Source organism: Tabrizicola aquatica (assembly GCF_002900975.1).
Taxonomy (GTDB): Bacteria; Pseudomonadota; Alphaproteobacteria; order Rhodobacterales; family Rhodobacteraceae; genus Tabrizicola; species Tabrizicola aquatica.
Map to the genome: position 1 here is coordinate 282,583 of NZ_PJON01000004.1, position 13,857 is coordinate 296,439.

The window sequence follows — 13,857 nt, forward strand, 5'->3', positions numbered from 1 at the left end:
ATCCTGCGAGGAGGAGCCGAAGGCGAACGAGGAGCGGTCAGGGACGGAACGCGGCCAGCCCGTCAGTCAGGAAGCGTTCGGCCAGGTGCAGGGTGCCCTGCGTGTAGGCGACGCCGCCAAGGGCCTGCGCGGTGTCGCTGTCGGCGCGGGTTGCCAGCCAGGCGGTCAGCAGCACCCGGCGCAGGAAGATCAGCGCGGGGATCATTGCGCGGTCCTCGGGGCCAAGGGGCGCGATGCGGGTGTAGCCAGTTACCCAGGCGGCGATCAAATCGGGCAAGCGCGGGTCGGTCTCGATGAAGCTCAGCGCGGCGGCCAGGTCATAGGCCCACCAGCCATGCCCGCAGTCGTCGAAGTCGATGGCGGTGAGGCTGTCGCCCTGCACCATAAGGTTCGCCAGCCGCAGGTCGGCATGGATCAGGCCGAAGGTCCGGGGCCCGGTACCGTAGGCGCGAAGCGACGCGGCCAGAGCCGTGGTCGCTCGGGCCAACAGCTCCTCGCCCTGCGGATCAAGACCCTGGGCCTGCCGCCAGTGGCCCCAGTGCGGCTGCGGGCCGAGTATCGTATCCACATCCCAACGCTTGCGGGTGAAGCCTGGCGGCGGGGTCCAGTCACGCGCGTGCAGGTGCAGCCGGGCGGTGATCTCGCCCAACGGCGCGAACCAGCGCGCCAGATCATCGCCGGGCTGAAGCTCTTGCCCCGGAAGCCGGGCGAAGGCGACGAGGAAACGGCCGTCGATGTCCGTCACCGGGCCATCGGCGCCGGAAATGGGCCGCACGGCATCCAGCCCCGGCAGGCCCTGCAAGGCACCCAGCCAAGCAAGTTCGGAGGCGATTTCTGCGCGCGTATGATAGCCTGGGCGGTGCAGCCGCAGGACAAGGTCGCCCGCCGCCCAGGTCTCATTCTCGGACCTGTTGAGAAGGGTCAGGGGCGTTTCGGGCGGCAGGCCGTAAAGCGGCAGCGCGCGGGCCAGAAGGTCAGACATCGCCCCCCCGGCGCAGAAGGTAGATATCCATGATCCAGCCGTGCTCCACCCGCAGCCGGACGCGGGTGGACAGGATCTGGTCGGCAACCTGCGACAGGGGGCCATGGATCAGCGTCTCTTCCGGCATTCCGACATAGGCGGCCCACCAGATATCCGTGTCAGTCGGGTCAAGGGTGGTGAAGGCCCCGCCCTTGTCCAGCATCACGGCCAGGGTGGTCGCCCCGTCCGGCCAGCCATGGTCGCGCAGCTGGCGGCCGGTCGTGATGGTCACCGGAGCGGCCAGCGTGTTCAACGGGATCGCATGGGCCGCCGTCAGGGCCTGAAGGCTGGTGATGCCGGGGATTACCCGGACAGTCAGGCCGGGCAGACGCGCGGCGATGCGCAGCGTGCTGTCGTACAGCGAGGGGTCGCCCCAGACCATCAGCGCGACATTCGCGGCATCTGGCCGGTGGGTGGCGATGGTGTCGGCCCAGACGCGGGCGATGGCATCGTGCCAGTCATTCACCGCGCCCAGATAGTCGTCCTGGTCGGCCCGCTGCGGCACGTCGTAATCAGCCACCGGGACCGGGCTGGTCAGAACTTGCGACAGGATAAGCTGGCGCACTTCTGCCAGGTCGGACTTTGCCGTGCCCTTGCGCGGGATCAGGATCAGGTCGGCTGCGTTCAATGCCTTGATGGCTTGCCCCGTCACATGGTCCGGGTTCCCCGTGCCAATGCCGACCAGCCAGAGGGTGGTCATTCCGTGCCCTCGGCCAGGTTGCCAACCAGGATCAGGCCGGGGTGGGGTGAGCGGTCCTCGGCCAGCCGCGCGGCAAGATCGGCAACGGTAGAGCGGTGCAGGGTCTGCTCGGGTGTGCTGACGGATTCGGCCAGAAGCGCAGGGGTCGAGGGCGGCAGGCCGTGGGCAATGAGGGCTTCGGCCAGCGCCGGGAAGGTGCGCTTGCCCATGTAGATGACGGTGGTGGCCTGCGGATCAGCAAGCGCGGCCATGTTCAGGCCGGGCGGCAGGTTGCCGGTGACATCGGCGGCGGTGATGAACTGGACCCGCTGGGCGTGCTGGCGCCGGGTCAGCGGGATGCCGGCAGCGGCTGCGGCGGCCGAGGCAGAGGTGACGCCGGGGATGATCTCGCAGGCGATCCCGGCGGCGCGGACGGCGGTCAACTCCTCCTCCAGTCGCCCGAAGATACCGCTGTCACCCGACTTCAGGCGGACGACATGCGCCCCGGTCAGGGCGTAGTCCACCAGCAGGCGGCTGACATGGTCCTGCTTGGGCGAGGCGCGGCCGGCGCGCTTGCCCACGCCCACCATGTCGGCACCGGGTTTCGCCAGCGCAAGGATCGGCCCCGAGGACAGGTCGTCGAACAGCACGGCATCCGCGCGTTCCAGAGCCTTCACCGCCTTGACGGTCAGCAGGTCCGGGTCGCCCGGCCCGGCCGAAACGAAGCTGACGAAGCCGGTCATGCGCGCCCCCGCTGGCGTGAAAGCAAAGCCTTTGCAGGTCTTGAACCGGAATTCTGCAGGGTTCCGGGCGCGAGCTGGGTAGGTCGGGTCATGCGCTTGCGATCAGGTGGAAGAAGGTGCCGGTCGATAGCCCGCCTTCGGACTGGAGTCGAGTGGACCCGGTTTCGGGCACGGTGGACCCGGTGGCATCGGTAACATGGGCCAGCGGCGCGTCGGGCTGCGACAGGATGGTGGAATAGTGGAACTCATGTCCTCTCAGCGGGCTGTCGGGGCGGTGGCCCGGGATCGGCTGGGCCAGTTGCGCCAGCCGGTAGCCAAGGTGCATCTTCCGCTTCTCAAAGCTGGTGACCAGCCCGAGCAGCCCCGCCATCCGGTGCCGCACCCCGTCCTTGTCCACGATCGCCTCGCCCATCGCCATATAGCCGCCGCACTCGCCATGGACGGGTTTGGTCGCGGCAAAGGCACGCAGGCCCGCGCGAAAGCGGTCGGCCTGCGCCAGGGTTGCGCCGTGCAGTTCGGGATAGCCGCCAGGCAGCCAGCAGACATCGGCCGAAGGGTCCGGGGCCTGGTCGGCCAGCGGAGAGAAGGGCAGCACCTCAGCCCCGGCCGCGCGCCAGCCGTGCAGGAGGTGGGGGTAAACGAAGCTGAACGCCGCGTCTCGGGCAAGCGCAATGCGCTGGCCGGGCGGGGTGATCTTCGCGGGCGCGTGGGTCACGGCGGTCGTCCGCGCGGCGGCGATCAGGGCGTCAAGGTCCACGCCCTCGCGCATCAGGGCTGCCGCTTCGGCGATGAGGGCCTGCAGCGCGGGCTGCTCCTCGGCCTGCACCAGGCCCAGGTGGCGTTCCGGCATGGCGATGGCCGCGCGCTTGGGCAGGACGCCCAGCACCGACAGGCCCGCTTCTTTCATCCCCACTCGCACCAGCGCCTCATGCCGGGGGCTGGCGATGCGGTTCAGGATCACGCCTGCAACCCGCACGCCGGCCCGGAACCGCGCCAGCCCCTGCGCAACCGCCGCCGCCGTCTGCGCCTGCCCGCTGGCATCGATCACCAGCACCACTGGCCAGCCCATCCGCGCTGCCAGGTCAGCACTGGCGCCATTGCCCGTCGCCCCTGGGGCCGCCACGCCGTCGAACAGGCCCATCGAGCCTTCGGCCAGCACCAGATCCGCCCCATCGGCGGCGGCAAGCATCCCGTCCAGCATCGCCTCGGGCATGGCCCAGGTATCCAGGTTGAACGACTCCCGCCCCGACGCCGCCCGGTGAAAGGCCGGGTCGATGTAGTCCGGCCCGTTCTTGAACGGCTGCACCACATGCCCCCGATCCCGCAAGCTGGCCAGAAGCCCCAGCATGACCGTCGTCTTGCCGGTGCCACTGGCCGGAGCGGCAACAAGCAGGCCCGGGATCACCGTCCGGTCCCCGGAAAGCGGGGATGGGTGCCGACCGGGCGATAGCGGCGGTCGTAGTCGCCGGCATAAAGGCGGCTTTCCTCGAACCCCTCCTGTGCCAGTGCGGGGCCGACAAGGATCAGCGCGGTACGCTCCACTTCCTCGGGGACGGCAGCCTTCAGCGTCGCCAAAGTAGCCCGGATGACCCGCTGGTCGGGCCACGATGCGCGCCAGACCACGGCGACCGGGCAGTCGGCGCCGTAATGCGGGATCAGGTCCGCCGTCAGCTTGTCGATCAGGTGGATCGACAGGTGCAGCGCCAGCGTCGCCCCGGTGGCGGCGAAAGCGGGCAGCGTCTCACGCGGGGGCATCTGCGTCGCCCGCCCCTCGGTCCGGGTCAGGACGACCGACTGGGCCAGGCCCGGCAGCGTCAGCTCCACCCCCAGCGCTGCCGCCGCCGCCGCGAAGGACGGCACCCCCGGCGTCACGTCATAAGGGATGTCAAGCTCGCGCAGCCGCCGCAACTGCTCGCCCATCGCCGACCAGACCGACAGATCGCCCGAATGCAGCCGCGCCACATCCTGCCCAGCCTCATGCGCCGCGACAATCTCGGCCACGATCTCGTCCAGCGACAGGGGCGCGGTGTTGACGATACGGCAGCCCGGCGGACAATGCGACAGCACCCCCTCAGGCACCAGCGAGCCTGCATAAAGACAGACCGGAGAGGCCGCGATCAGGTCCCGCCCCCGCAGGGTCAGAAGATCCGGCGCGCCGGGTCCGGCCCCGATGAAATGAACGGTCATGCCGCACCCATGCAGGGATGATCCCCTGCCCTTTCACATTTGCCCAAATATCCCCTGCGGAGCACGCCCGAGCCGGTTGCGCGCCCTTCGCGCGCAGAGGCGAGACAAAAGGCTTGCGCCGCAAGGCGCTCGATCTGACAGCCGCCTGTCACCGAAAGCACCGGCGTCATGGCCGGGCCTCGGCAATCGCGGCCGTCGCCGTCCCGTCGGCCGACACCGCCCGCGGGCCACGCAGCCGCGCCCCCTGCCCCGCCGCCGCCAGCGCCGCCGCTTCCGCGACAGATCCTGTGCCGAACAGCGCCACCACCCGGTCCGACCGGGTCAGCGTCAGCTGGCTGCGCAGCGCCTCCGGCGCCAGTGCGACCAGCGGCAGGTCCAGCGCCAGGGCCAGCGGTTCCAGCCCCGCGACCTTGTCCGCAAGCGTCGCCAGATGCGTCACACCCTGCGGACCGCCGGCCCGTGACAAGGCATCCCGCAGCGCCGACAGGGTCACGCCTGCCCGAAAGCCGAACCCCGCGACGATCATCGGGTGACGCTCCACTGCAGGATCGGCAGCGCCGATTTCCAGCCGCGCTTGCGGCCGATGGCGGTGGGTTCCGACAGCTCGACCTTCAGAAGCTGGCCGCCGTGACGGGCGGACCAGTCCAGGACCAGCGCCTCGGTTTCCAGCGTGACGGCGTTCAGCACCAGCCGGGTGCCGGGCGGGATCAGGTCCCAAAGGTGGGTCAGCAGCGCCTCGGATGCGCCGCCGCCAATGAAAACGGCATCGGGGGTGGCCAGCCCCGCCAGCCCTTCCGGGGCGCGGGCCTCGGTCAACTGGTAGCGATGAGAAAGGCCGAAGGCCTCGACATTCCCCCGCGCTCGGGCACCGCGGGTGGGGTCAGCCTCCAGCGCCGCGACGTGCGCACCGCCGGCCAGCAACCATTCGATCCCGATTGACCCGGAACCTGCACCGATGTCCCACAGCACCTCGCCCGGACGCGGTGCCAGGGCCGAGAGCGTCAGCGCGCGCACCGGACGCTTGGTGATCTGGCCATCGTGCTGGAACAACGCGTCCGGCAAGCCCGAGGCCCGCGGCAGCCCGGGATCGGTGGCCTCGATGGCCGCCGAGACCGGGGCCCCGATCGGGCCGTCTGGCACCCCTCTGGTGATCCGTTCCAGCGGGCCGCCCAGGCGTTCCAGGACGGTCAGCCGCGCGTTCGGGTGGCCGTTCCCGGCCAGCCAACGAGCCAGTTCCTCCACCGCCGCCCCGTCGCGCAGCGTGCAGATCACGCGCACCCCACGGCCCAGCAGCGGGCGCAGCCGCGCGAAGGGCGCGGCGTGCAGGCCCAGGGTCAGCACCTCCTCCAGCCGCCAGCCCAGCCGGTTCGCGGCCAATTGGAAGGTCGACGGCGCGGGATGCGAGACCCACTCGCCCGGCGAAAGCTGCGCCATAAGGCTGCCGCCCGCGCCGAACCAGAACGGATCGCCCGAGGCAAGGACCACGGTCGGCTGGCCCCGCTGCGTCAGGACCGGGGTGGCGTCGAAGGGAATCGGCCAGGCTTGGCCCTTGCCCCCGGCCCCGATCAGGTCCAGATGCCGGGGACCGCCGAAGATCACCTTGGCGGCGGCCAGAGCGGCATGGCTTGCGGGAGACAGACCCGCCGGTCCATCCTCGCCCAGGCCGATGATCGTCAACCAGGGTTCAGCCATGACACGCATCCTGCTTCTCGGCGGCACGACCGAGGCGAACCTGGTGGCGCAGGCCATCGCAAGGGCGGGGCTGGCGGGCGTCTACTCCTACGCCGGCCGGACCGAGGCGCCGATGGGCCAGCCGATCCATATGCGCGTTGGCGGCTTTGGCGGGGTGGAAGGGTTGCGGTCCTATCTGAAGGCGGAGGGGATCAGCCATGTGATCGACGCCACGCATCCCTTCGCCGCGCAGATGAGCAGCAATGCCGTCGCCGCCTGCGCGGCCGAGGGCGTGCCCCTTGTCGCCTTGGAACGCGCACCGTGGGTGGCCGGTGAAGGCGACAAGTGGACGCAGGTGCCCGACATCCCTGCTGCCGTAACGGCGCTGGCCGGGCCACCGCAGCGGGTGTTCCTGGCCATCGGCCGCCAGCACATCGACGCCTTCGCAGCCCAACCGCAGCACATGTATTTGCTGCGTCTGGTGGACGAGCCAACCGCCCCCCTGCCCTTCCCAGCCGATGTGGTCGTGGCGCGCGGGCCCTTCGACGTGGCGGGGGATACCGCCCTGATGCAAGACCATCGCATCGACGTCGTCGTGGCCAAGAACGCCGGTGGCAAGGGCGCGGTGGCCAAGATCGCGGCGGCCCGGGCGCTGGGACTGCGGGTGGTGATGATCGACCGGCCCATGATCCCGGCCCGACCCGTGGTGCGGACGGTTGCCGAGGTCATGGCCTGGCTGAACGGCTGACGCGGGGCCAAGACTTTTCGAAAAGTCTTGCAAAATCCTTCGAAGGATTTTGGCCCGGGTCATCCCGCGCTCCTGGGGGAGTAGACGAAGCGCCCGACGCGGCGGGTGGCCGAGTTGCCCACGATCACCACGGTGCGCATGTCGGCCATCTCGGGCGTGGCTTCGCCAAGGGTCACGGTCAGCAGGCGCTGATCGGGCGTGCTGACCGCGCGGGCGAAGGTGATCAGGCGGTCGAGGCCGCATTCTTCGCGCAGCGTGGCGAGGGCCTTGACGAAGCCCTCCGGGCGGCTGGCGGAGCGCGGGTTGTAGAAGGCCATCGCGAAGTCGGCGCGGGCGGCGTGGCGGAGGCGGGTCTCGATCACCTCCCAGGGTTTCAGGTTATCGGACAGGTTGATGCAGCAGAAATCGTGACCCAAGGGGGCACCCGCAGCGGCGGCCGCGGCAAGCATCGCGGTGATGCCGGGCAACACGCGGATCTCCAGCGCCTGCCAATCGGTGCGACCCTCCAGCGCCTCGAACACGGCGGAGGCCATCGCAAAGACCCCGGGGTCGCCCGAGGAGACCACCACCACGCGCTTGCCTTCGGCCGCCATCTCCAGCGCGTGCCGGGCGCGGTCCAGTTCAACGCGGTTGTCCGACGGGTGCAGCGTCAGGCCGGGCCGGGCGGCGACGCGGGCGACATAGGGAATGTAGCCGACCACATCCGTCGCCTCGGCCAGCGCGGCCGAGACCTCGGGCGTCACCAGCCGCTCGTCCCCCGGGCCAAGACCTGCAATGACCAGCCAGCCGCTCACTCGGCAATCTCCGGGCGGCGGCCGTGGCCGTGGACCAGCACGATCGCGAAATAGGGGCAGTCGGCGGCATCGACCCCGGCCAGCCGCGCGACGCGCTGGTTCGGCATCGTGCCGCGTTCCACCAGCCAGGCCTGGTCCAGCCGTCCCGCCCGCTCCAACGCGCGGCGGACGCGGGGCAGGTTGCGGCCGGTCTTCATCACCACAAGGGCGTCGGCTGTCTGCATGTGACGGACGAGATCTTCCTCGGGCAGCGTGCCCATCAGGACGGTAAGCACGTCATCGCCCCAGGTGATCGGCGTGTCGGTGGCGTTCCAGCAGCCGGTCATGCCGGTGATGCCGGGGATCACCTCGACCGGAACCCGGCCTTGCAGGCGCGAGTGCAGGTGCATGAAGCTACCGTAGAAGAAGGGGTCGCCCTCGCAAAGGACGACCACGTCCTGCGTGGCGGCAAGGCTGGCCAGGCGGTTCGCCCAATCGTCGTAGAAGCGGGCCAGCGCGTCGGTGTATTCCGGGCTGTCGAAGGGCAGTTCCGTGGTGACGGGGTATTCCATCGGGTGTTCGATGGCGTCGAGCGGCAGCATCCCCTCGACGATCCGGCGGGCCTGCCCCGCGCGGCCTTCCTTGCGGAAATAGGCGACGTGCCTGGCGGAGCCGATGGTTCGGGCGGCCTTCAGGCTCATCAACTCGGGGTCGCCGGGGCCAAGGCCGGCACAGATCACCTTGCCAGTTACCGGGGCCATGGTCATTCCTTCCGCGAGGCGAGGGCATTGACCGCCGCCACAGTGATGGCGCTGCCGCCCAACCGGCCCTTGACGATAAGGGAGGGGACCGGAGGAGCCTCCATCAGTGCGTCCTTCGATTCCGCCGCACCGACGAAGCCGACCGGACAGCCGATGATCGCGGCGGGGCGCGGGCAGGCGGGGTCTTCCAGCATGTTCAAGAGGTGGAAAAGCGCGGTGGGCGCGTTGCCGATGGCCACAACCGCGCCTTGCAGATGCGGGCGCCAGAGTTCCACGGCAGCGGCAGAGCGGGTGTTGTTGATGCGGGCCGCAAGGGCGGGGACGTCGGGGTGTTGCAGGGTACAGATGATCTGGTTGTTGGCCGGCAGGCGTTTCCTGGTGATGCCTTCACTGACCATGCGGACATCGCAGAGGATGGGGGCACCGCCCTCAAGCGCGGCACGGGCTTCGATCGCCATGCCGTGCGAGAAGTGGATGTAGGGCGCGAGTTCCACCATCCCGGCGGCGTGGATCATGCGGACGGCGACGATCTCTTCCTCGGGTGTGAAGCGGGCGAGGTCGGCCTCGGCCCGGATCATGGCGAAGCTTTGCAGGTAGATCGCCGCGCCGTCGGTTTCATAGATATGGGGCATTCGGGGCCTTCAGGTGGTCAAGGATTGCCTGGGGCGAAAGGCCCGTCAGGCTGGGGGTGTCGGCGGCGGTGCCGTCCAGGATCAGGTCATAGCCCTGGCCTGTGGCGGTAAGGGTCAGCGCGGCGGGCGCGGGATGGGCGCAGCCCTTGGCGCAGCCGGAAAGGTGCAGGGTCTGGGTGCCGGGCAGATGGGGCGCGAGCTGGCGCGCCAGATCGCGGGTGTCGCCCAGCGCCTGAGGGCAGGCCGGTGCGCCGGTGCAAGCGGTGATGCGAAGAATGGGGTCGGCCGGGTCGGTGAGGACGCCGGTGATCCGCGGGGCAGAGGTCGCACCGACCAGCAGAAGCATCCGCCAGGGCGTGGGGCGAATCTCATGGCCAAGGGCGGAGAGGGCCTGCAGCGTCGCCGCCCGCATCTGGCCGAAGGCCAGGGCGATCAGGGCCCCGTCCGGGTGCAGGCCCGGTTGCGGGGCTGGCAAGGGGTCCGCTGGGGCAAGCGTGCAGTTCGGCGGGACGATGCCACGTGCGATGAGGGCAGCCATCCGGCCCCTCCCATTGGTGACACCACCGCTGGCGACGAACCATTCGGCCATGGCGATGGCGTCGGCGGCAAGTTCGGTGACCGGTTGGCCAAGCGGATGACCCTCGGGTCGCAGGATCAGGCGGCCGTCCGTGCAGCGCTCGACCCGGATATCGACGGAGGCCCCGGTCAGGACCGGGCGCGGACCGGTGTCGAGGGCAAAGCCGAACTTGCCGGGAAGGCGGGGCATCCGGCTCAGGGCGGCAGTCAAGGTGTCGGCGAGGGCGGCAGTGCTGTCGCCGGCGCCGACCGGGCGGAAGGGAGTGACGATGAGGTTGCGCAGCGACTCCGTTTTGATGTCAGGGTCGATCAGGCCCTGGGCGCGGAGGTCCTGGATCAGGGGCGGATGGCTGGCCTCGGTCACGCCGCGCAGTTGCAGGTTGGCGCGGGCGGAAAGGTCGATGACGCCGTTGCCGTGGGTTTCGGACGCATCCGCGATGGCGTTTGCCTGCGCTGGGGTGAGACGTCCGAGCGGCGGGCGGATACGGACGACCAGCCCGTCGCCGGATTGCATCGGCCGGAGGGCGCCAGGGCACCAGCCCTTGATCTCCCAGGCGGTCATGCGGCGCACCTTGGGGTTCGGGCGGTTTTCAGATCGAGCGCGTTCCGCGCAAGCCTTTTGTCTCGCCGCTCTGCGTGAAGAACGCAGAGCGGCTCGGCCGTGCCTCCGGCGGGGATATTTGGCGACAGAAAATGGACAGGTGTCATGCAGCACCGTCCAGCCTTGCGGCGATGGAGTTGCGGCGGGTCTGCCAAAGGCCGGCGTCGCGAAGGCGGCGGAAAAGGTCTTCCATTGCCGCGAGGGCGGCGGGATTTTCGCGCTGGAGGAACGCGCGGACCTCGTCACGGCCAAGGGTGGCATCGTGGTAGAGGTCGAAGAGATGCGGCGGGACAACCTGGGCCAGGTGGGCGAAGGCGGCCATGTGGTCAAGCGTGGCGGCGATCTCGGCGGCGCCACGGAAGCCGTGGTTCATCATGCCATCGGCCCAGAGCGGGTTCGCGGCGCGGGCGCGGACGGTGCGGGCGATTTCCTCGGTCAGGGTGCGGGCACGGGGGTCGTCGGGGCGGGTGGCGTCAAGGTGGTAGAGGGCGGGTTGCGCCCCGCCCAGCTTGGCGACGGCGGCGGCGAAACCGGCCTCGTGCGCGGCGTAGTCAGCGGCGATGAGGACGTCGGTTTCGGGCAGGTCCTGGGCGTGGACGAAGCTGTCGGCGGCAAGGAGGCGCTGTTCCAGGACGGCGCGGGCCTCGTGCGACTGGCCGTCGGGGCCGATGGCCCAGCTGGAGGCGTTCAGCCAGGCTTCGCCAGCGGCGGCGCGCGCCTCGGCGGTGAAGGTGTCGGCGGCGGTGCCCATTCCAAGGCCGTACAGGCCGGGCTTGGGGCCAAACACACGGGATTGCCGCGCGGCATAGGGGTTGTCCTCGGCGGCCTCGTCGCGTTGGCTCAGGGCTTCGGCCCCGGCTTCGAAAAGCTGGGCGAGGGTCGGAAAGACGTCGCGGAAAAGGCCGGAGACGCGCAGGGTGACGTCGATCCTGGGGCGGCCAAGGATCGCGAGGGGCAGGATCTCGAAGCCCGACACGCGGGCGGACCCGTCGTCCCATTTGGGCGCAAGACCGGCGAGGTGAAGGGCCATGGCGAATTCCTCGCCCGCCGTACGCATGGTGGCGCTGCCCCAGAGGTCCACCACCAGCCCGCGCGGGTAGTCGCCATGGTCCTGCAGGTGGCGGCGGATTAGTTCTTCGGCCAGCTTGACCCCCTGAGCGTGGGCGTTGCGCGAGGGGACGGCGCGGGGGTCGACGGAATAGAGGTTGCGGCCGGTTGGCAGCACGTCGGAGCGGCCCCGGTTAGGCGATCCTGCCGGGCCGGGGCGGACATGGTGGCCGTTCAGGGCGGTGAGGAGGCCGTCGCGCTCTCCTGCCCCGTGGCCGAAGATGTGCAGGCCGTGGCCGAACTGGCTTTCCTTCAGGTCGCAGACGAAACGGTCGATGCGGGTGATCGCCTCGGCGGGGGTGGCGTCCGGGGCGAGACCAAGGTCGGCGGTGACGCCGGAGGCTGCGGCCTCGTCCCGGATGCTGGCGACCAGCCGGCTGCGTCGGGCGGGGTCAAGGCCGTCGGCGGTGGAATATTCGTCCAGCAGACGCTCAAGCCGCAGGAGTTCGGGGGGCGTCGCACTGGCGACCATCGGTGGTGGCAGGTGGCCGAGGGTGACGGCACCGATGCGGCGCTTGGCCTGGGCGGCCTCTCCCGGATCGTTGACGATGAACGGGTAGATGACCGGGGTGGGGCCGATCAGAACCTCGGGCCAGCAGGTATCGGACAGGGCGACGGATTTGCCCGGCAGCCATTCCAGCGTGCCGTGCGCACCCATGTGGATCAGGGCGTGAACCCCCTGCGCACGAAGCCAGAGGTAGAACGCGACATAGCCGTGGCGTGGCGTGCGCGAGAGGTCGTGATAGTCGCCGTCGCGGGTCGCCACTTCGCCGCGTTCGGGTTGCAGGGCGATGAGTGCGTGGCCACGCCGGGTTGCGGGGAAGTGGAAGTGGCCGTCCTTGACCAAGGGGTCGGCGGCGGGGTCGCCCCAGGCTTCGGTCAGGGTCTGGCGGAGGAGAGATGGCAGGGTTTCCAGCGCCGTCTGGTAGTCGGCCAGCGACCAGCTCAGGGATGCGGTCAGGGCTTCCGGCAGCGGGGTGCCCGGGGTGATGGCATAGCCTTCGGTTGTCAGGGTCGTCAGCAGCGCCTCGGTCGAGGCCAGGGCATCAAGGCCGACGGCATGGGCCATCTGGTGCGTGCGGCCGGGGTAGGTGGAGAGGACCACCGCCAATTGCCGGTCCCGCGCGGGGGTAGCGGCCAGACGGTGCCAGTGGACGATGCGATCGACAACGGCCTGGATGCGTGCGGCATCCGCGCGATGGGCGAAGCGCGAGAATTGCAGATCGGGGTGGCGCTTGCCCGGGGATTTGTGGCTGACGATGCCGGCGAAGAGGCGACCGTCAACCTCGGGCAGCACGACATGCATTGCGAGGTCGGCGGGCGACAGGCCCCGGTCCGACGTCGCCCAGTCCCGGCGCCGGGCGGTGGACAGCGCGACCTGGAACACGGGGCATTGCGCCGCATCGAACGGGGTCGCACCGGTGTCGGAGCGGGCCGAGAAGGCGGTGGCGTTGATGATGGCGACCGGTGGGTTCTGCGCCAGGTGGGTCGAAAGCCAGTCAGCGACCCCGGGGGCCTTGAGGCTGGGGGCGAAGGCACCGTAGGCGGCAAAGCCTTCCGCGCGAAGGGCGTGAATCAAGGCGTCTACCGGCGCGGTATCGCCCGAGGTCAGGTAGCTTCGGTAGAAGGTGACGAGAACCGGGCCTCTGGACTGCTGGATGGTCGTCGAGAGACCCCGTCCCGGGCTTGACCCGGGACCTCCAGCCGCAAACGCCCCGCCCGGCTCGGGAAGAGGCCCCGGGTCAAGCCCGGGACGGGTGATCCTGACGTCCAGCGACGGAATCACGCCCCGTTCGGGATCGTAGAATCCCATCTGCGGCACGGTCTTGTCGCCCATGACCGGGGCTGCATAGATCCCGGCGGCCAAGGCCAGCTGCGCCAGCGCCGCGTGGGCCGCGACGGCCCCACCCTCGTCGCACAGCGCCTGCAGGCGGCGCAGGGTAGAGACAGGAAGCGTGGAAAGTTCGTCCAGGCGGGGGTCGGGGCGGCCATCGGCAGGCAGGATCGCCAGCGCAGTGCCCTGACGCCGGGCCAGGTCCTGCAACGTGGCAAGGCCGTAGGGCCAGTAGGCCTCGCCCCCGATCAGTCGGACCAGGATCGCCTTTGCGCCCGAGAGGGTTCGTTCGGCGTAGGTATCGACCGAAATCGGGTGCTTCAGCGCGATGATATTGGCAAGCCGCACCGTAGGGTGCGTGATATCACGCACCCTACACATGCGCTCATATCCCGCGGTGAAGGCACCAAGGTCGCTGTCCGAGAAGCTGAGGACCACCAGATCGGCGGGGTCCTGACCCAGGTCAAACGGGGTTTCGGTTTCCTCCAGCCCATGGCTTTCGCGAAAGACGACGTGCATCAGGT

13 protein-coding genes are annotated in these 13,857 nt (G+C 69.9%); 1 reads left to right on the plus strand and 12 read right to left on the minus strand.

Features of this window, described 5'->3' with window-relative positions; all coding sequences use genetic code 11:
* Window positions 1-37: 37 nt before the first annotated feature.
* The 7 genes from CXR42_RS15880 to cbiE form a co-directional block, all read right to left on the minus strand.
* Window positions 38-982, minus strand: a complete 945-nt coding sequence (locus tag CXR42_RS15880) for a phosphotransferase enzyme family protein (protein ID WP_103258558.1) — start codon at window positions 980-982, stop codon at window positions 38-40.
* Complete coding sequence (cobF, locus tag CXR42_RS15885) at window positions 975-1,721, minus strand: precorrin-6A synthase (deacetylating) (protein ID WP_103258559.1); 747 nt, start codon at window positions 1,719-1,721, stop codon at window positions 975-977. The genes CXR42_RS15880 and cobF overlap by 8 nt, the downstream gene beginning before the upstream one ends.
* On the minus strand, window positions 1,718-2,443 hold the full coding sequence (gene cobA, locus CXR42_RS15890; RefSeq protein ID WP_103258560.1) for a uroporphyrinogen-III C-methyltransferase: 726 nt from the start codon (window positions 2,441-2,443) through the stop codon (window positions 1,718-1,720). The genes cobF and cobA overlap by 4 nt, the downstream gene beginning before the upstream one ends.
* Window positions 2,444-2,531: 88 nt before the next feature.
* Entirely contained in the window at window positions 2,532-3,848 is a 1,317-nt protein-coding gene (locus CXR42_RS15895) for a cobyrinic acid a,c-diamide synthase CobB (RefSeq protein ID WP_180996084.1), read from the minus strand.
* The gene (gene cobM, locus CXR42_RS15900; RefSeq protein ID WP_103258561.1) at window positions 3,845-4,630 is read right to left on the minus strand and encodes a precorrin-4 C(11)-methyltransferase; all 786 of its coding nucleotides are present in this window, start codon (window positions 4,628-4,630) and stop codon (window positions 3,845-3,847) included. Before cobM ends, CXR42_RS15895 begins: the two co-directional genes overlap by 4 nt.
* Before the next feature lie 166 nt (window positions 4,631-4,796).
* Window positions 4,797-5,156 carry a cobalamin biosynthesis protein gene (locus CXR42_RS15905; protein WP_103258562.1) on the minus strand — a complete coding sequence of 120 codons (360 nt, stop codon included), beginning with the start codon at window positions 5,154-5,156 and terminating at the stop codon, window positions 4,797-4,799.
* On the minus strand, window positions 5,153-6,322 hold the full coding sequence (gene cbiE / locus CXR42_RS15910) for a precorrin-6y C5,15-methyltransferase (decarboxylating) subunit CbiE (RefSeq protein ID WP_103258563.1): 1,170 nt from the start codon (window positions 6,320-6,322) through the stop codon (window positions 5,153-5,155). The genes CXR42_RS15905 and cbiE overlap by 4 nt, the downstream gene beginning before the upstream one ends.
* On the opposite strand from cbiE, the gene CXR42_RS15915 reads away from it, so the two are divergent.
* The gene (locus CXR42_RS15915) at window positions 6,321-7,049 is read left to right on the plus strand and encodes a cobalt-precorrin-6A reductase (RefSeq protein ID WP_103258564.1); all 729 of its coding nucleotides are present in this window, start codon (window positions 6,321-6,323) and stop codon (window positions 7,047-7,049) included. The genes cbiE and CXR42_RS15915 overlap by 2 nt on opposite strands.
* A 59-nt stretch (window positions 7,050-7,108) precedes the next feature.
* Here the strand turns inward: CXR42_RS15915 and cobJ are convergent, their stop codons facing one another.
* The 5 genes from cobJ to cobN form a co-directional block, all read right to left on the minus strand.
* Window positions 7,109-7,843 (minus strand): precorrin-3B C(17)-methyltransferase, encoded by a 735-nt coding sequence (gene cobJ / locus CXR42_RS15920; protein WP_103258565.1) that lies wholly within the window; start codon window positions 7,841-7,843, stop codon window positions 7,109-7,111.
* The gene (locus tag CXR42_RS15925; RefSeq protein ID WP_180996085.1) at window positions 7,840-8,589 is read right to left on the minus strand and encodes a precorrin-2 C(20)-methyltransferase; all 750 of its coding nucleotides are present in this window, start codon (window positions 8,587-8,589) and stop codon (window positions 7,840-7,842) included. Before CXR42_RS15925 ends, cobJ begins: the two co-directional genes overlap by 4 nt.
* A complete protein-coding gene (locus CXR42_RS15930) occupies window positions 8,586-9,215 on the minus strand; it encodes a precorrin-8X methylmutase (protein WP_103258566.1) in 630 nt (209 codons plus the stop codon). Before CXR42_RS15930 ends, CXR42_RS15925 begins: the two co-directional genes overlap by 4 nt.
* Window positions 9,199-10,353, minus strand: coding sequence for a precorrin-3B synthase (cobG, locus tag CXR42_RS15935; protein WP_103258567.1), 1,155 nt, complete (start codon window positions 10,351-10,353; stop codon window positions 9,199-9,201). Before cobG ends, CXR42_RS15930 begins: the two co-directional genes overlap by 17 nt.
* 142 nt (window positions 10,354-10,495) lie before the next feature.
* Window positions 10,496-13,852, minus strand: coding sequence for a cobaltochelatase subunit CobN (gene cobN, locus CXR42_RS15940; RefSeq protein ID WP_103258645.1), 3,357 nt, complete (start codon window positions 13,850-13,852; stop codon window positions 10,496-10,498).
* Between the last annotated feature and the right edge of the window lie 5 nt (window positions 13,853-13,857).

Coding starts and splice junctions, on each gene's coding strand:
- CXR42_RS15880 (WP_103258558.1), bottom strand. CDS start 982: ATGTCTGACCTTCTGGCCCGCGCGCTGCCGCTTTACGGCCTGCCGCCC.
- cobF (WP_103258559.1), bottom strand. CDS start 1,721: ATGACCACCCTCTGGCTGGTCGGCATTGGCACGGGGAACCCGGACCAT.
- cobA (WP_103258560.1), bottom strand. CDS start 2,443: ATGACCGGCTTCGTCAGCTTCGTTTCGGCCGGGCCGGGCGACCCGGAC.
- cobM (WP_103258561.1), bottom strand. CDS start 4,630: ATGACCGTTCATTTCATCGGGGCCGGACCCGGCGCGCCGGATCTTCTG.
- CXR42_RS15905 (WP_103258562.1), bottom strand. CDS start 5,156: ATGATCGTCGCGGGGTTCGGCTTTCGGGCAGGCGTGACCCTGTCGGCG.
- CXR42_RS15915 (WP_103258564.1), top strand. CDS start 6,321: ATGACACGCATCCTGCTTCTCGGCGGCACGACCGAGGCGAACCTGGTG.
- cbiE (WP_103258563.1), bottom strand. CDS start 6,322: ATGGCTGAACCCTGGTTGACGATCATCGGCCTGGGCGAGGATGGACCG.
- CXR42_RS15925 (WP_180996085.1), bottom strand. CDS start 8,589: ATGACCATGGCCCCGGTAACTGGCAAGGTGATCTGTGCCGGCCTTGGC.
- CXR42_RS15930 (WP_103258566.1), bottom strand. CDS start 9,215: ATGCCCCATATCTATGAAACCGACGGCGCGGCGATCTACCTGCAAAGC.
- cobG (WP_103258567.1), bottom strand. CDS start 10,353: ATGACCGCCTGGGAGATCAAGGGCTGGTGCCCTGGCGCCCTCCGGCCG.
- cobN (WP_103258645.1), bottom strand. CDS start 13,852: ATGCACGTCGTCTTTCGCGAAAGCCATGGGCTGGAGGAAACCGAAACC.